Here is a 17644-nt window from a genome sequence, read left to right on the forward strand (position 1 = left end):
AAAGAGTAGCACTATGTTTACTGGAATAGTTGAAGCGACAGGTAAAATTGCGTTATTACAAAAAAAACAAGGTGATTTAGCTATTCGTATCCAAAGTAAAAACCTTGATATGAGTGATGTTAAGTTAGGTGACAGTATTGCAACTAATGGTGTCTGCCTGACGGTTGTTGATAAGCATATTGACGGCTTTAGTGCTGACTTATCAAATGAAACGATTAGCTTAACAGGGTTTGCACATTACGCATTAGGGCAAACCGTTAATCTAGAAAAGGCGATGCAACCTGTTTCGCGCCTCGGTGGTCATTTAGTGTCTGGCCATGTAGATGGTATTGCCACTATCACAGCAATTAATGCAAATGCGCGAGCAACAGAATATTGGTTAGCCACCGATGAAAATTTAATGAAATACATTCCTTACAAAGGGTCGGTTTGTATTGATGGTATTAGCCTGACGGTTAATGCTGTTGAAGGTAATAAATTTAAACTGACGATTGTGCCCCACACCAGCGGGCAAACGACCATAGCTGATTTTCAAGTCGGTACCAAAGTGAATTTAGAGGTCGACCAAATAGCACGTTATTTAGAGCGCCTAGTTAGAGGGGCTGAGCAGCCTACGGGTTCAGATATTTCGATGAGCTTACTCGCTAAAGCGGGCTTTATAAAATAACGACATTGACAACTTATACGAGCAACTTATGAATTTAAACAGCGCACAAGAAATAATTGATGACATTAAAGCCGGTAAAATGGTTATTTTAATGGATGATGAAGACAGAGAAAATGAAGGCGATTTAATTATTGCTGCTGAACACATTAGTGCAGAAGCCATTAACTTTATGGCGACTCATGGCCGTGGACTAATTTGTTTAACGATGACTCAAGAGCGTTGCTCGCAGCTTGATTTACCATTAATGGTAAAAAATAATGGTGCCGCATTCTCAACTAATTTCACTATGTCGATTGAAGCATCAAAAGGGGTTACCACAGGTATTTCTGCAGCGGATCGTGCCCGCACTGTTCAAGCTGCCATCGCGAAAGGCGCTGTGCCAAGCGATATTGTACAACCAGGTCATATTTTTCCTATTATGGCGCAACCAGGCGGCGTGTTAACACGTGCAGGGCATACAGAAGCGGGGTGTGACTTAGCGCGTTTAGCAGGGCTTGAGCCATCATCAGTGATTGTAGAAATCCTAAATGAAGATGGCACCATGGCGCGTCGTCCTGATTTAGAAGTATTTGCTAAGCAACATGATATTAAAATTGGCACCATTGCTGATTTAATCGAGTACCGCAACCTAAACGAAACCACAATTGAGCAAGTTGCAAAATGTAAATTGCCAACTGAACATGGTGAGTTTGACTTAGTGACATACAAAGACACCATTGATGGGCAGTTACACTATGCATTGCTTAAAGGTGAAATAAAACAACAAGAACCGACCTTAGTGCGTGTGCATTTACAAAGTACCTTTAACGATATTTTACTCTCTGATCGCAACGCTGACCGTAGTTGGGGTTTATCGCAAGCAATGGCTTATATTGCTGAGCATAATGGCGCCTTAGTTATTTTAGGTAAGCAAGAAAGCACTGAAGAGTTAGAAGCCACAGTAAAAGCATTTGCCGCAGCTGATGCGGGTGAAAATGTGACGCCACGTAAATTTCAAGGTACTTCGCGCACCGTAGGTGTGGGTTCGCAAATTCTGGCTGATTTAGGTATTCAAAAAATGCGTTTGATGAGTTTACCTAAAAAATACCATGCATTATCAGGGTTCCATTTAGAAGTGGTTGACTACGTAGAGCCACAATAATTACGCGCTAGGTTATTATTTTATTTATGTGGTATAATGCGCATCAATTTTTGCGCAACCGAAATCGCTTAAACTTATTTTTAGGGTTATCAAATGAAAATTATTGAAGGTAATAAATACGCTCCAGGCAAAAAGTTTGCCATTGTCATTTCTCGTTTTAATGACTTTATTGGTAGTAGCTTGCTTGCAGGTGCTGTTGATGAGCTAAAACGTACTGGTGGAGTATCAGAAGACGATATTACCGTGATTTACGTACCCGGTGCGGTTGAATTACCTTTAGCAGCGAAACGCGTTGCAGCAAAAAAAGAATATGATGCAATTATCGCCTTAGGTGTAGTGATCAGAGGGGGCACGCCTCACTTTGATCTCGTCGCTGGCGAGTCAAATAAAGGGCTTGCACAAGTATCGCTTGAGTATGATATCCCGGTTGCATTTGGCGTATTAACCACTGAAAGCATTGAGCAAGCAATTGAGCGCGCAGGTACCAAAATGGGTAACAAAGGCGGCGAAGCTGCTTTAGGTGCGCTTGAAATGGTTAATGTGTTAGATAAAATTTAAGTTTAAGGAATTTTTGTGAAACCAGCAGCAAGACGTAAAGCACGTATCTTAGCACTTCAAGCCGTGTATTCATGGCAATTAAGCGGCAATGCAATTGCCGATATCGAACAACAAATGTTGATCGAAAACGATGTGACTAAAATTGATGTTGAATATTTTAAAGATTTAGCGCGTGGAGTTGCCGTAAATCATAAGCAACTAGACGAAGCTGTATCGCCTCATTTAACTCGTCCATTTGATGAATTAGACGAAGTTGAACGTGCAATCTTACGTTTAAGCAGCTACGAGCTTAAATTTCGTGAAGATGTTCCTTACAAAGTGGCTATCAATGAAAGCATTGAATTAGCGAAAATGTTTGGCGCTGAAGATAGCCATAAATTTGTAAACGGTGTACTTGATAAAGCTGTAAAACAGTTACGCAAGTCATAACAACTTAAGCTGCATATTAATTTCAGTGAGTTGTTATAAATAACCGTTAAAAAGGAGAGCCGGCATAGGTCGGCTTTTTTGTGTATGAAGGAATTTGAATTAATTAATCACTACTTTAAAGGTCGCGGTATCACTCGTCGCGATGTTAATTTAGGGATTGGAGACGACTGTGCGCTTGTCACAGTACCAGCAAACTGTCAGCTTGCTGTAACAACAGATACCTTAGTTGCTGGGGTGCATTTTTTTCATGATATCTCTCCTCGCGCATTAGGGCATCGAGCTCTGGCAGTAAATTTAAGTGATTTAGCTGCCATGGGTGCAGAGCCTACATGGGTATCGGTTGCACTCACGTTGCCAAGTATCGATCCACAATGGATTGCAGAGCTGACTGACGGCATGCATGAAATTGCTGAGTACTTTAATGTACAAATTATTGGTGGCGATACGACTCAAGGCCCACTCAGTATTACTATTTGTGCAAAAGGCACGGTTCCTGAAGGTAAAGCACTGCGTCGAAGTGGCGCAAAAGTGGGCGACTGGATTTTTGTAACCGGACCGCTAGGTGATGCTGGTTTGGCAATTGAGTCAAAAAAACAAGGTTTGCCAGTTGCACCTGAACATTTAAAGCATATTAATAAATGTTTAAACTTTCCAACGCCACGCGTGGCCGCCGGACAAGCTTTGCGTGGCTTAGCGTCATCAGCTATTGATATTTCAGACGGTTTACTTGCTGATTTAGGTCACATTTTGGATTTGTCACAGGTCAGTGCAACAATCAATATTGAAAATGTACCTACTTCTGATGCGATGCAAGCGAGTCTTGATTTTGAGCAACAGCTTCCTTTTATACTCAACTATGGCGATGACTATGAACTACTTTACACTGTCCCAGACAGTAATAAGAGTATGCTCGATATTAAGTTGCGCCAATACGGTGTAGAAGCAACCTGTATCGGCCAAATCAAAAGTGGTGACGGGAATATAGAATTATTACACCAAGGTGAAAAGTTTGTTTTTGAGCACAAAGGCTTTGAGCACTTTTCCAAGGAGCAGGTTTGAATAAAAACCGATTATTTAATTTAAAACGCCCACATCAATTTTTTGGTTTGGGTTTTGGTACAGGGCTTGCGCCTAAAGCCCCTGGTACATTTGGTACTTTAGCGGCGTTACCATTTATTTTTATTACCATGCATTTTCCGTTATGGTTACAAATTGTATTTGCGGTGGTGATCAGTATATTTGGTATTTGGGCATGTGGAAAAACAGCTGATGACCTTCAAGTTCATGATCATCCAGCTATTGTTTGGGATGAAGTCGCTGGTTACTATATAACGATGATTGGTGCAGCACTGAATTGGCAAACATTATTAGTGGGCTTTTTACTATTTCGCTTTTTTGATATAGCAAAGCCAGGGCCGATTCGTATACTTGATAAACGTGCTCATGGTGGGTTTGGTATTATGGCCGATGATGTACTTGCAGGTATTTTTTCGCTTATTTGTTTGCAAGCATTGATAAAAGTAGGTTTACTACCCTTTTAATTTATTATTTGTTTAACTAGGTGGCAGCACTATGATGCGATTTTTATTGGTTTGTGTACTCTTGATGTGTGCCATGCCAAGTACGGCTTCAATTACTGATTACGTAGTTAAACAATGGAACATTAAAGACGGACTTCCCTCACAATCCCTCAAAAGTGTGGTGCAAGATAACCAAGGCTACATGTGGCTTGGTACGCAATTTGGATTAAGCCGATTTGATGGTAACACTTTTACTAATTACAACACTCAAAATAGTCTGTTTTTACCCAGCAATGGCATCAATAAATTACTGATTGATGGCCAAGGACTATTATGGATAGGCACGAAAAACGGCCTCGTTGTTATAGACCCAGAAAAGCTAACCGCACAAGAGTTTAATATTAAAGGCCCTGTTAGAGATATTCTTGAAGACTCTAAAGGCAGTATTTGGATAGCAGCTAATGGGCTTTATTACATAGACAGAGGCCAGATAGAGCTGCGCGACCAGCTAAACAATCCGAGCCCTATCGTAAATGCCACTGCGATCACCCAAATAGTAGGGTCAGTCAGTAAAATGGCGCTCTCACCAGAGGGAATTTGGCTGGTTAACGATCGTAATTTATTGCGCTTGACGCAAAGCGCGTCTGATTTTTCTAAATTGCGCTTAGAGCTTACCGCTAAAGTGGCCTTGCCTGATCGTTTAGCACAAACAATTGTTCACGACTTATCCTTTTTAAATGGCAATTTATATCTTGCTTCTGAGCTAGGCGCTTACTTTTTAGATTTAGATGATGAGCTACGCCCATTTCCGCTGCCTAACGCTAACAACTCAGCCGTTTATAAGTTTATGAGTGATGGCAATGGTGGCTTGTGGGTATCGACTTATGGGCGCTTATTGTTCAGAGGGAAGTCGGATGATTGGCAATGGGTTGAGCCCAGTCAATTAGATCAAAGTATTTGGTTTGCCGATATATTTAGAGATGATGAAAATAATATATGGTTAGCGAGTTTTAGTGAGGGACTTTGGCTTGCTCACGAAGGGCGAATAGAGCGCCATTCAGCCATTTCTAAAATGACCGAAGCGGTTATGGCCATTAGTAAATCACCAGATGGTAAGTTATGGATTGCCAACAAAAGCGGCGTAGGCTATTTCGATGCCGATAAAACGTTTATCAATGTCATCAACAGTGCCAAGTATGGTAATGCCTCAGTACATGACTTACAGTTTGACGGCAATCGTCTTTATGTTGCCACTGGTAGAGGTTTGTTTTTCTACGAGTCGAATACCTTATATAGTTTCCCTGCCCGTGCGCTAAGTGATAATCCTGTATTTGCTATTAGTACGTCGACTAAAGGCGGCTTTTGGGTGGGCACTGGGCGAGGCTTATATCGTTTAAATTACAACGGGTTAAACCCTTTTGCGTACAATGCTTTTTTAGGCAGTAAGTTTGTAACCTATGTTTTAGATAAACCAAATTTTGGGGTGATTGGTACCAGTAAAGGGGCGTATTACTTTACTGAACGCGGGATAGAAAAAATAGGCGACCAAACCACTTTGGAAAGTGCGTACGTTACTAGCATTTTACACATTAAAGGCGTGGGGATTTTAATTGGCTCGCTTAACGATGGTTTGTTTTATCGCAGTGGACAAGGGCAGTGGCAGCAATTAGATGCCGCCAATGGGCTGCCATATGGTTCTATATTTAGTCTTGAGTACGATGATACTACAAAACGCATTTGGGTAAGCACCATGAAAGGGGTTTATCGCATGCCAGTTGAGCAATTCAAAGCCAACATTGAAAGCCTAAAAGTGGAGGAAGTGATCTCTTCATTTGATCGACAGCTCGATGGTAAAGCAAGTCAATGCTGTAATGGTTTAGGCCATGATGCGGTGGTTGATATGGATAATTCAATTTGGTATCCCAGCTTGCAGGGCGTTGTAGAAATTCCTAAAGACGTAGAATTATTTGGGCTGCGTTCACTTAAACCAACTATAGAAACTTTAACCACGCCATCACGAAAACTTGCTGCGGCTGCGTTAGGTAAAAAGCCAGTACTTAAAACTGACGAGCGTGATGTAACGCTTACCTATACCGCTATCGATTATTATGCACCTGCAAGTATAGAGTTTAGGTATAAACTCAATGGACTTGATAATGATTGGCGCTATGCAAATACCCGCCGAGAAGCAATTTACACTAACTTACCAGCAGGTATGTTTTTATTTGAATTAGAGACAAAACGTCAAGGTGAAGATTGGGGCAAAGCGCAATCGGCCGAATACGCTTTTGTGGTGCCTGAACGATTTGGTGAAACTATATATTTTAGATTACTGATCACCAGTGGTTTTGTGTTGCTCTTTTATTTGGTGTTTTGGGTATTTAAAGTTCAAGAGCGACGTAAGCAGCAGGTTCTTGAGGGGCTTATTACTGAGCGAACCCTTGAGCTTCGCCAAGCAAACGATAAATTAAACCAAGTAAACTCTCAGCTTAAACTTGTTAGTCACTCTGATGAGCTAACAGGGCTGAGAAGTCGCCGTTTTTTGTTTGATCAACTACCAAAAGATATTGAGCATTTTCAGCGTAACTCGCAGTCATTGCAGGCTCAAGGTAAATCGTTGGTGTTGTTAATTATTAATTTAGATAACTTTAGCCGCATTAACGATGCCTATGGTCCTATTGCTGGAGATAGCTGTTTACAACAAGTAGCGGCATTACTTAACTCGCGTACTCAAGGTTCTGATTATGTTGCCCGTTGGAGTGGTGATGAGTTCTTACTGTTATTGCGCGATTTTAAATGTAATTTAATCGACAGCTATGTATCTGAATTATGCCAAGCAATTGCAGATTATTCGTTTCAGCTTCCTAACGGTGAAACAACCAATATAACAGCGTCAGTCGGGTGGTCGTTCTATCCGTTACCTCTCTTAGGTGGGCAAGTTATTAGCTGGGAAACATCAATTAATCTAGCTGACATAGCATTACATCAAGTTAAAAAACGCGGCGGCGATGGCGTCGCTAATATTACCTTTGACGAGCAATTAGATGCATTTGAGTTTGAGCAAAACCCCAATGTTGAACAGCAAATTGGTTTGTTACAAAGCAATGGTCTAGCCGATATTAAGGTATGGATGCGCTAGAGGTTATAGATGAGCAATAAAAAAGGAGCCAATGGCTCCTTTTTTATTAAACACGATAAGTGTTAGCTCATAAATGATTTAATTGAAGTTAAAATACCGCGTTCACCTAACCCCATTTCATCGTGCATTTGCTGTTGTGTGCCATGTTTAATGAATTCATCAGGAATACCTAAGTTAAGCACTTTTACATCGGCTTTAATGCTCGTTAAATATTCATTAACTGCAGAGCCTGCACCGCCCGCAATCGCGTTATCTTCAAGGGTTACAATAATATCGTGATCATTAATCAGCTCATTAATTAATGCCGTATCAAGTGGCTTAATAAATCGCATGTTTACTAGAGTGGCATTGAGCTCATCAGTGGCAAGTTGTGCGTTTTCAAGCAAGGTACCAAATGACAATATAGCCACTTTAGTACCTTTTTTAATTACATTCGCTTTACCCATTTCAAGTTGTTGCATAGTGCTTTGAATGTCTGCTGAGCCTGCACTACCACGCGGGTAACGAACAGCAACAGGACAATTAGCTTGATAGCCTGTATAAAGCATATGACGGCATTCGTTAGTATCACTTGGGGCCATAATGACCATATTAGGTATACAGCGCATAAAGCTTAAGTCGTAGGCGCCTTGATGGGTTTCACCATCGGCTCCAACAATACCGGCGCGGTCTATAGCAAATAATACCGGTAGGTTTTGCAGTGCAACGTCGTGAATTAGTTGATCGTACGCGCGTTGTAAAAAGCTAGAATAGATAGCCACAACGGGCTTTAAGCCCTCACAAGCAAAACCTGCAGCAAGAGTAACAGCGTGTTGTTCTGCTATTGCTACGTCAAAGTATTGTTCTGGATACTCTTTAGAAAAACGTACCATGCCTGAACCTTCACGCATAGCTGGCGTGATTGCCATGAGCTTACTGTCTTGCTCGGCCATGTCACAAAGCCAATCACCAAACACATTTGAGAAAGTCGCCGCACCTGGCTTAGATTTTGGTAAGCTTGATGTCGCAGGATCAAATTTTGGTACGCCATGATAACCAATCGGATCGGCTTCGGCAGGCTTGTAACCTTTGCCTTTCTGGGTTTTTATATGTAAAAGCTGTGGGCCTTTTAAGTTACGCATATTGCGCAGCGTATCAACCAACATATTCACATCATGTCCATCAATTGGGCCAATGTAATTTAGACCTAATTCTTCAAAAAAAGTACCCGGGATCATCATCCCTTTAATGTGTTCTTCCATACGGCTGGCAAGCTCTTTTACCGGCGGTACACCAGAGAGCAGCTTTTTACTGCCTTCGCGGATGTTGGTATAAAAGCTACCTGATAAAATACGCGCAAAATGATTGGTTAACGCACCGACATTTTCAGATATCGACATTTCGTTATCGTTCAAAATGATCAGCATGTCTGATTTAACATCACCAAGGTGGTTCATTGCTTCAAAGGCCATACCAGCAGTAATTGCGCCATCGCCTATTACCGCGACTGTTTTACGCCCTTTGCCTTCTTTTTGTGCAGCAATAGACATACCTAACGCCGCAGAAATTGAGGTACTTGAATGGCCAACACTAAAGGTGTCGTATTCACTTTCATCTCTAAAAGGGAAAGGATGCAATCCGTCTTTTTGGCGAATGGTATGCATTTGATCACGACGGCCAGTCAGTATTTTATGCGGATAAGCTTGATGACCCACATCCCAGACCAAGCGGTCTTCGGGTGTGTTGTATACATAATGTAGTGCAACGGTAAGTTCTACGGTTCCTAAACCAGACGCTAAATGGCCGCTACTTTGCGATACCGAATTGAGTAAATAGTCACGCAATTCATGGCTAAATGCAGGAAGCTTATCTTGTGCTAAGTCTCGCAAGTGGGCTGGTTCGTTCACCAAATCAAGTAATGGATACTTGCTGCTATCAAGTGTCATGGTTTTTTATATATCCTTCGCTAATATTAACCCTCCTCAAAACAAACGAGGTTTAAAAGGCGGCTTAATATTCAGTAATAATTTTATACTAAGAGTTAATACGTTTTAGCTGTATTTAATGGTCACGTTCAATTAAATAGTTAGCCAATGCAGCTAAATCTGTTGTGTCTGCGTCAATGTTAGCTAATGCCTCATGGGCTTGTTGTATTAAATTTTGTGCTTTTTGCTTAGCGCCTAGCATACCTAATAAAGCGGGGTATGTCGCTTTATTCGCTGCAATATCTGACCCTTGTGGCTTGCCTAAAGTAAGCGTATCGCCCTCAACATCTAAAATATCGTCATGAACTTGAAATGCAAGCCCTATAGCGTATCCAAAAGTTGATAAGTTATCTAAAGTTTGTTGGCTTGTATTAGGGGCGCACAGTGCGCCAAGAGTAATCGCACAATTTATTAGCGCACCGGTTTTAAGTTTATGAATGCGTTCTAACTCATCAACAGTAATAACCTTATCGGTTGCTGCAATATCGCGGCCTTGTCCGGCAACCATACCTTGTAACCCCGATGCATGCGCTAGTGCTGCGATCATTTTTAATTGTGCTTCAGTCGAACATTTAAATTTATGCTTAGCAATAAGTTCAAATGCTAAAGTTTGCAGTGCATCTCCAGCTAAAATCGCTTGTGCTTCACCGTATACAATATGACATGTAGGGCGACCACGGCGTAAATCATCATCATCCATAGCAGGTAAGTCGTCATGAACTAATGAATAACTATGAATACATTCAATGGCTGCGGCAAGTACATCTAAATCACGCTTGTCAGCACCGAGTATTTTACCTGTGGTGTACACTAAAAACGGGCGCAGTCTTTTACCACCATTCATTACACTGTAATGTGTGGCTTCTTTTATAGTATTGTCGCTTTCAAGAGGTTGTTCAAAATAAAGGTTGAGCGTATTAGCTACATCATCTTGAGCGAGTTTTATTTGTTCTTTTATGCTCACGATTATTCCATATCGTTATCAAACTGAGTAAGCGGTGCTTTTTCGTCATTACCCATTAATATCGACACCTTTTGCTCAGCTTGTTGAAGTTTGCCTGAAGATGCGCTCGCAAGTGCAATACCGCGCTCAAATTGCTTTAAAGACTGTTCAAGCGATAAATCACCTTGTTCCATTTCACTGACAATTGTTGTTAACTCTTCTAGTGCTTGTTCGAAACTTAAATTTTCAGGTTTTTTAGTCGCCATCTTTATTTTCAACTTACATAATAAATTTAGACGCCAATTTTAGGGGGAATGCTAAACTAGGTCAAAGAATGATATTGTTTTTTGATAGATAAATGCTGTTGATTGGGTTTTATTGCGTTTCAACGTTATTTTTTAAAATTATTAATTTTGATTAATTAGATTGATTACCTATGTTGATCTAAAATATAACTAATCTTAATTTTACCGTTTATCATAAAAATCACTTAAGTATTTCAGTATCTTGCCGATAAACAATTAATAACAACGCTTGCGAAGAAAAAATATAAAACCTTTGGAGGGAATGTGGATTTAGCAACCATTATTGGGATCCTTGGCGCAATTGGCTTAATTGTCATGTCCATGTTTATGAGTAGTAGCGGTGAAGTCGCTATGTTTTACAATACCCCTTCTGTGGTTATTGTATTTGGTGGTTCCCTTTTTATCGTTTTATCTAATTTTACCATGTCGCAATTTCTTGGCATTGGTAAAGTATGTGCAAAAGCGTTTATGTTTAAAATTGAGCCTCCTGAAGCATTAATCGAAAAAGCGGTAGAATTAGCTGACTCTGCTCGAAAAGGCGGGTTTTTAGCCTTAGAAGAAGCCGAAATCCCAAATCCTTTTATGCGCAAAGGCGTTGATATGCTAGTAGATGGACATGATGCTGATGTGGTACGTGCAACATTACAAAAAGATATTTCGTTAACCACCACTCGCCATGAAATGGGGGCAACCTTATTTAAATCATTAGGTGATATTGCACCTGCAATGGGGATGATCGGTACGTTGATAGGCTTAGTGGCTATGCTTTCGAACATGGATGACCCCAAAGCTATCGGACCGGCAATGGCGGTTGCGTTGTTAACCACATTATACGGTGCATTTTTAGCAAACGTTGTAGCCATTCCTATTCAGGTAAAACTTGAACTGCGTAAAGACGAAGAGGCCATGAATCAGCGCTTAATTTTAGATGCAGTATTAGGTATTCAAGACGGGCAAAATCCTAAAGTAATTGAAGGGATCTTGAAAAATTATCTAGCTGAATCAAAACGCGCAGTCAATACTGAGGAATAATTATGTCAGATGAAGAGTGCAAATGCCCACCTCCAGGACTTCCTGCGTGGATGGGAACGTTTGCCGATTTAATGTCATTATTAATGTGCTTTTTCGTACTTTTACTCGCATTTTCTGAAATGGATGTACTTAAATTTAAACAAATTGCAGGCTCAATGAAGTTTGCTTTTGGTGTACAAAATAAAATAGAAGTAAAAGACATTCCAAAAGGGACATCTGTTATTGCTATGGAGTTTACGCCGGGTAAACCTGAGCCAACTCCTATAGAAACCATTCAGCAACAAACGGTTGAAATGACCCAACAAATGCTTGAGTTTCAGGCGGGAGATGAAAGCTCCGCAGGTGGACGTCAAGAGCAACGTGGTGAAAAGCGAGGTGGTGAATCAAGTAGTACCTCAGAGGAAGTTGCTGCAGCTACGGCAGTGTCTGCTGCTGATCAAGAGCAAATAAATGACTTAGTTAAAAAAATTGCGCAACAGCTTGAAAAGCAAATTATTGATGGGGCTATTGAGCTTGAATCTTTAGGGCAGCAAATCATAATTCGTATTAGAGAAAATGGCTCGTTTCCATCGGGGAGTGCATTTTTACAACCACAATTTAAACCTATCATTCAAGATATTGGCCGATTACTTAAAGATGTACCCGGTGAAATTACGGTGTCTGGTCATACGGATGATTTTCAGGTTTCCAACGAGCTTTACATTAATAACTGGGATTTATCATCTAAACGCGCAGTTGCGGTAGCGAGTGAATTACAAAAAGTTCCAGGTTTTGATAAAACCAGAATGATGGTGGTAGGGCGTGCAGAAACTAGGCCCTTAGTGCCGAACGATTCCCGCGAAGATCGAAGACGTAACCGCCGTGTAGAAATATCAATTTTACAAGGCAAGGCAAAAGAGTCAGCGCCAATTGATGTAAGATAGAATGACTTGGCTATGTACCTTTTTTAGCATAGAATGCAACATTCTTAACAAATGTAATGGGGCGAATATGTTGACTAAGTATTGTAGTATGCCTGGTAACGGCGATGGAACTGATGAAGATACAAAAGTTAAGTAAGGTTATTTAGTTTGCCTGAATGGTTTTTGTATTTTGTAAGTATATTAAGCAAAAGCTGGGTTCTTATTTTGAGTCCGGCTATTTTTATATTCTTTATCCTCAAAGATTATTTAGCTCTTAGGTTCGTTGTTATTACTGCCGCTTTTTTCTTATTTGGCACTGTGACCTACTCAAGTTTAATGGCGTTTGATGATGGTATTTATATATACCGTTACCTTGTATGGGCATTAACAGATATTACTTGGATGGCACTTATTGCTTATTGGGGTCTTAAAGATAAAGTGCATTTGTGGCAATGTGTACTTGGGCAGCTTATTGTTATTGGTGCACCCATTCTTCAATTATTTCGCTTAGTTGACCGACACCTTTGGGATTTATCTTATAGCACTGTGATGTATCAAACATTTATGCCTTTAATAAATATTGCCACTGTTGTTGTCTGCTACCTGCCTCTTTTATATCTTTTTGTTAATAAGCGAAATAAAGCTTTAAGTTAGAAACTATAAAAATATCCCCAGTTTTAAACTGATATGCTAAACTACTGTTTATATGAACAGTGTTAGGGTGTGGTTATGAAACTTTATATTGCTGAAAAACCTTCATTAGGACGCGCTATTGCAGATGCGCTTCCAAAACCTCATAAAAAACACGATGGTTATATTGAAGTGGCGAATGGTGATTGTGTGTCTTGGTGCATAGGCCATTTGCTCGAGCAAGCAGAACCTGATGACTATGACGAACGTTTTAAAAAATGGCAATTTGAGCATTTACCTATTGTGCCTGAACACTGGCAATTAAAAGCTAAAACAAAAACCCGTAAGCAGCTTACCATTTTAAAAAAATTAATTAAGCAGGCAACAACACTCGTACATGCTGGCGATCCTGATCGTGAGGGTCAGCTACTGGTTGATGAAGTAATCGAGCAAACAAAAATTAGTCAAACCAAAAAGCAAAGTATTCAACGCTTATTGATTAGTGATTTAAACTTAACTGCGGTAAAAAAATCACTCAACTCTATGCGGGCTAACCGTGATTTTATCCCTTTAAGTGTATCTGCTTTAGCGCGGTCTCGTGCTGATTGGTTGTTTGGTATGAATTTAACGCGAGCTTATACGCTAGCTGGGCAAAAAGCGGGCTTTGGTAATGTGTTGTCGGTTGGGCGAGTACAAACACCTATTTTAGGTTTAGTTGTAAATCGTGATAATGAAATCGCAAATTTTGTATCCAAACCATTTTATGAAGTACTTGCTCATCTTGTTACACCTGAGCAGCAATCATTTACTGCTAAGTGGATACCGAGTAAAGCGTGCGAACCATATCAAGATGAAGAGGGCAGAGTACTTAATAAAGCCTTAGCCGAAAATGTGACTTCACGCATTGCTAATCAGCCCGCAAATGTAACAGCGCTTGAGCAAAAGCAAAAAAAACAAGCCGCGCCGCTTCCTTATAACTTATCTGCTTTACAAATAGATGCTGCTAAAGCTTTTGGGATGCCAGCACAAAAAGTACTCGATATTTGCCAAGTTTTATATGAGCGTGATAAATTAATTACCTACCCACGCTCAGATAACCGTTACTTACCGAGAGAGCATCACCAAGATGCACCTGCTATTTTAAAAGCGATAGCCGTAAATGGTGGGCAGTCAGTAGAGCTGGTAAATGAGGCAAATGCAAAACAACGTAGTAAATGTTTTAATGATGCAAAAGTGGCCGCTCATCACGCCATTGTGCCGACAGCTAAACAGTTAAAAAGTGTGAGTTTAGCCAATGATGAAGCAAAAATTTATCAGTTAATAAGTCGACACTATTTAATTCAGTTTTATCCCGACTACATTTACAACGAAAGTAAAGTAGAGGTAACCATAGCCGGTGGTTTATTTAAAGCAAGTGCAAAGCAAGATGTAAGCTTAGGTTTTAAATTGCTCATGGGTAAGTCGGAACTTAAAGAAGAAGCTACATTACCTTATTTAGAAAAAGGCATGGCACTTACTTGTACTAAAGGTGAAGTGGTGCAAAAGCATACATCTCCTCCGGCTCATTTTACCGATGCAACCTTACTTGCTGCTATGACGGGAATTAGCCGTTATGTAAAAGACCTGCAAATCAAAAAAATATTAAAAGAAACAGATGGCCTCGGTACAGAAGCAACGCGTGCAGGCATTATTGAGCTGTTATTTAAACGTCGCTTTTTAAAACGTGAGGGAAAAGCAATTAAAGCAACTGAAACAGGTCTTGCATTAATTAGTGTATTACCAGAGGGATTATCAAGCCCCGACTTAACTGCAAAATGGGAGTCGAGTTTAGGTGATATTGCACAGCAAGCAATGAGTTATCAGCAGTTTATACAACCTTTATTAGCCGATTTAACTAATTTTGTAAGCCAAGCGGCGAACTGCAATAGTCAGGCATTTGCACTGTTACCTAAAACGTCACCTAAAAAGCGCTTTGCCAAACGTACAAAAAAAGCGCCATATAAAAAGTCGAGTTATAAAAAAAGCCCTGCGGTAAATTAATCGCAGGGCTTACATATAGCGTTGGAGGTTACTGATTGAATAGTGCCACAGCGGCGTTACTCATTGCCTTTATTCCTGTAGGCAGTGCTACTTTATAATCAGGCGCAAATTTACTTGAATGTAACGAGGGCAGTGTTTCGTTATTTTTTATTGCCTTGGCGTACTGCTGTTGGTTAACGCCACCTAGCCAAAATAAGGTGATAGGAATATTTTCGTCGGTGCGCCCGTATAATCCAAAGTCTTCACCGGCCATTACCGCTTCTGTTTCGAGCACGTTTGCATCACCTATCGCACTTTTTATAGCGTTTCGAACAAGGTTAGTTTGTACTGGGTTATTGTAAGTTGATGGAATTGATTCATCTTCATGAACTTTCACTACAGGGTAGAGAGATTCCTCGAGGCCTGCACTTTGTGCTATACCTGCAGTAATACGTTTAATTGCCGCTATTTGTGCGTTACGTACATCTGGATTGTAGCTGCGTAGCGTAAGTTGTAACTTAACTTCATCAGAAATAACATTGTGTTTAGAGCCACCATGAATGGAACCCACCGTTATCACTGAAGGTTCAAGTGGAGAAAGCTCTCGACTAGTAATTGTTTGTAGTGCAAGTATTGTTCGAGCTGCGATGATCACAGGATCGATAGTTGTATGCGGGTAAGCACCATGGCCACCTTTGCCTTTTATACTAATATCAACAGAATCAACACTGGCCATGGTGTATTCATTTTTCATTGCCACTTTACCCGCAGCAACGCTAGCGCTTACATGCAAAGCAATAATATGATCTGGTTTAGCGTATTTGTTAAATAATCCTTCCTTGAGCATTGCTTTTGCACCACCGCCTACTTCTTCAGCGGGTTGAGCAACCATCATTAAAGTACCTTGCCACTTATTTTTATGCGTAATTAATTGCTCAGCAGTACCAATAAAAGAGCTCATATGAATATCATGACCACAGCCATGCATAACGCCAACTTCACTACCTTGATCATTAATTGTGGTAATAGTTGATGCGTAAGTTTTGCCTGTTTGCTCTGTTATAGGCAGGCCATCAGTATCAGTTCTGATCATGACGGTAGGGCCTTGACCATTTTTGTAAATTCCGACTACACCATAGCCACCTACATTATCGGTTACGTCAAACCCTAATTTCTGAAGTCGTTCAGCGATTTTTTTACCTGTTTGCTTTTCCTTATATGACAATTCAGGTGATTGATGTAGGTCTAAGTAAAGTTTTTCTATTGCCGGCATGCTGGTATCAAGATCCAACTTAAGTGCTTGCGCATTCAATAATGGGCTGACTAATAAACACAATGCACTTACATACGCTAATTTCATATTTCCCTCACTACCTTCTATTGTATTTAAATGATTTAAACAGATGACTTGTAATTATTATCTTCATCACCATATAAAAAACCTAAATAGATGAACATGGCAATAATTCAATGAGCAATATAGTTAGTCTTAACGCACAAAACCTTCAGCAAGTATTGGGTGAAACATCACAACAAAAGTTAGTACTACTTAACTTTTTTTCTCCACAAAGCCCAGAGTGTATTAGCCAAGCAGCTATTTTAGATAAGTTAGCTGCTGAATACAGCAACTATATAGTAGTCGCAAACTTAGACTGCGATGCAGAGCAGGCACTTGCCTCTCAACTTGCCCAACAAGTTGGATTGCAAACCTTACCTACTTTAGTGTTATTAAAAGACTCAGCTCCAGTTGATGTATTAGCGGGTGCTCAAACAGAAAGCCAAGTTCGTGATGCATTATCTAAACATTTACCAGCTCAACAAGACTTATTATTAGAGCAGGCTAAGCAAGCACTGATTAATAGCGACTTAAATGCCGCGTTTACTTATGCCAAACAAGCGTATGAACTTGATAGTCGAAATGCGAGGATTAAATTAGTACTGGCAGATATATGTATACAAATCCACAAACTCGATGAAGCCGCTGCGTTAATAGAAACAATAGATGTAAAAGAGCAAGATGCATACTTTAATAATATTAAGGCAAAATGTGAGGCCGCATTAGAGGCAACCGATTCACCGCAGATAAAAGAACTTCAAGAAAAAGTCGCTAAACATCCAAATGAACTTGATTTGCAAATGCAGCTAAGTAACCTTTTAAATGAAGCGGGAAGGAAAGAAGAGGCATTAGAAGCACTCTTTACTATCCTTAAAAAGGATCTTAACTATGATGAAGCCAAACCAAACTTCTTAGCAATAATCGCCTCTTTACCTGACGGCGATGCATTAGCCGCTAAATATCGCCGCAAGCTCTATAGTATTTTATATTGACGGCTAATTAGAACCTTTATAAAAGCATCTAACTAAAGATGCTTTTTTGTTTTCTACATTTAAAAAG

At 40.2% G+C, this 17644-nt stretch carries 16 protein-coding genes; 12 read left to right on the plus strand and 4 right to left on the minus strand.

Features of this window, described 5'->3' with window-relative positions; genetic code table 11:
• The first annotated feature begins 13 nt into the window (after positions 1-13).
• From ABZP26_RS03930 to ABZP26_RS03960, 7 genes are all read left to right on the plus strand, one after another.
• Complete coding sequence (locus ABZP26_RS03930; protein WP_008110218.1) at positions 14-667, plus strand: riboflavin synthase; 654 nt, start codon at positions 14-16, stop codon at positions 665-667.
• A gap of 28 nt (positions 668-695) precedes the next feature.
• The gene (ribBA, locus tag ABZP26_RS03935) at positions 696-1808 is read left to right on the plus strand and encodes a bifunctional 3,4-dihydroxy-2-butanone-4-phosphate synthase/GTP cyclohydrolase II (protein WP_013464232.1); all 1113 of its coding nucleotides are present in this window, start codon (positions 696-698) and stop codon (positions 1806-1808) included.
• Positions 1809-1901: 93 nt separating this feature from the next.
• A complete protein-coding gene (ribE, locus tag ABZP26_RS03940; RefSeq protein ID WP_008110216.1) occupies positions 1902-2366 on the plus strand; it encodes a 6,7-dimethyl-8-ribityllumazine synthase in 465 nt (154 codons plus the stop codon).
• 15 nt (positions 2367-2381) lie between these two features.
• Positions 2382-2795, plus strand: coding sequence for a transcription antitermination factor NusB (gene nusB, locus ABZP26_RS03945; protein WP_008110215.1), 414 nt, complete (start codon positions 2382-2384; stop codon positions 2793-2795).
• An 84-nt stretch (positions 2796-2879) separates the two neighbouring features.
• The gene (thiL, locus tag ABZP26_RS03950) at positions 2880-3854 is read left to right on the plus strand and encodes a thiamine-phosphate kinase (RefSeq protein ID WP_008110214.1); all 975 of its coding nucleotides are present in this window, start codon (positions 2880-2882) and stop codon (positions 3852-3854) included.
• On the plus strand, positions 3851-4336 hold the full coding sequence (locus ABZP26_RS03955) for a phosphatidylglycerophosphatase A (protein WP_008110211.1): 486 nt from the start codon (positions 3851-3853) through the stop codon (positions 4334-4336). Before thiL ends, ABZP26_RS03955 begins: the two co-directional genes overlap by 4 nt.
• Positions 4337-4367: 31 nt before the next feature.
• Positions 4368-7454 (plus strand): ligand-binding sensor domain-containing diguanylate cyclase, encoded by a 3087-nt coding sequence (locus ABZP26_RS03960; RefSeq protein ID WP_024600857.1) that lies wholly within the window; start codon positions 4368-4370, stop codon positions 7452-7454.
• A gap of 62 nt (positions 7455-7516) precedes the next feature.
• On the opposite strand, the gene dxs is transcribed toward ABZP26_RS03960, so the two are convergent.
• The 3 genes from dxs to xseB all read right to left on the minus strand — a co-directional run bounded on the left by dxs (position 7517) and on the right by xseB (position 10627).
• The gene (gene dxs / locus ABZP26_RS03965; protein ID WP_368485386.1) at positions 7517-9379 is read right to left on the minus strand and encodes a 1-deoxy-D-xylulose-5-phosphate synthase; all 1863 of its coding nucleotides are present in this window, start codon (positions 9377-9379) and stop codon (positions 7517-7519) included.
• Between the two features lie 115 nt (positions 9380-9494).
• On the minus strand, positions 9495-10382 hold the full coding sequence (gene ispA, locus ABZP26_RS03970; protein ID WP_033102638.1) for a (2E,6E)-farnesyl diphosphate synthase: 888 nt from the start codon (positions 10380-10382) through the stop codon (positions 9495-9497).
• A 2-nt stretch (positions 10383-10384) separates the two neighbouring features.
• Complete coding sequence (gene xseB / locus ABZP26_RS03975) at positions 10385-10627, minus strand: exodeoxyribonuclease VII small subunit (protein WP_008110204.1); 243 nt, start codon at positions 10625-10627, stop codon at positions 10385-10387.
• 303 nt (positions 10628-10930) lie between these two features.
• Here xseB and pomA point away from each other — a divergent pair, with 303 nt between their 5' ends.
• From pomA to ABZP26_RS03995, 4 genes are all read left to right on the plus strand, one after another.
• Positions 10931-11698: a flagellar motor protein PomA gene (gene pomA / locus ABZP26_RS03980; protein WP_016900636.1), complete on the plus strand. Its 768-nt coding sequence runs from the start codon at positions 10931-10933 to the stop codon at positions 11696-11698.
• 2 nt (positions 11699-11700) lie between these two features.
• The gene (locus ABZP26_RS03985) at positions 11701-12621 is read left to right on the plus strand and encodes a flagellar motor protein MotB (RefSeq protein WP_028834921.1); all 921 of its coding nucleotides are present in this window, start codon (positions 11701-11703) and stop codon (positions 12619-12621) included.
• A gap of 147 nt (positions 12622-12768) precedes the next feature.
• A complete protein-coding gene (locus ABZP26_RS03990; RefSeq protein WP_013464238.1) occupies positions 12769-13254 on the plus strand; it encodes a hypothetical protein in 486 nt (161 codons plus the stop codon).
• A gap of 75 nt (positions 13255-13329) precedes the next feature.
• Positions 13330-15270: a DNA topoisomerase III gene (locus tag ABZP26_RS03995; RefSeq protein WP_368485387.1), complete on the plus strand. Its 1941-nt coding sequence runs from the start codon at positions 13330-13332 to the stop codon at positions 15268-15270.
• Positions 15271-15298: 28 nt separating this feature from the next.
• Here ABZP26_RS03995 and ABZP26_RS04000 read toward each other — a convergent pair whose 3' ends face one another.
• On the minus strand, positions 15299-16609 hold the full coding sequence (locus ABZP26_RS04000; RefSeq protein ID WP_368485388.1) for a M20 family metallopeptidase: 1311 nt from the start codon (positions 16607-16609) through the stop codon (positions 15299-15301).
• Between the two features lie 110 nt (positions 16610-16719).
• Here ABZP26_RS04000 and ABZP26_RS04005 point away from each other — a divergent pair, with 110 nt between their 5' ends.
• Positions 16720-17577 carry a tetratricopeptide repeat protein gene (locus ABZP26_RS04005; protein ID WP_013464241.1) on the plus strand — a complete coding sequence of 286 codons (858 nt, stop codon included), beginning with the start codon at positions 16720-16722 and terminating at the stop codon, positions 17575-17577.
• Positions 17578-17644 lie beyond the last annotated feature (67 nt).

Origin of the sequence: Pseudoalteromonas sp. SD03, from assembly GCF_040937955.1 — a bacterium.
Lineage (GTDB): Bacteria > Pseudomonadota > Gammaproteobacteria > Enterobacterales > Alteromonadaceae > Pseudoalteromonas > Pseudoalteromonas tetraodonis.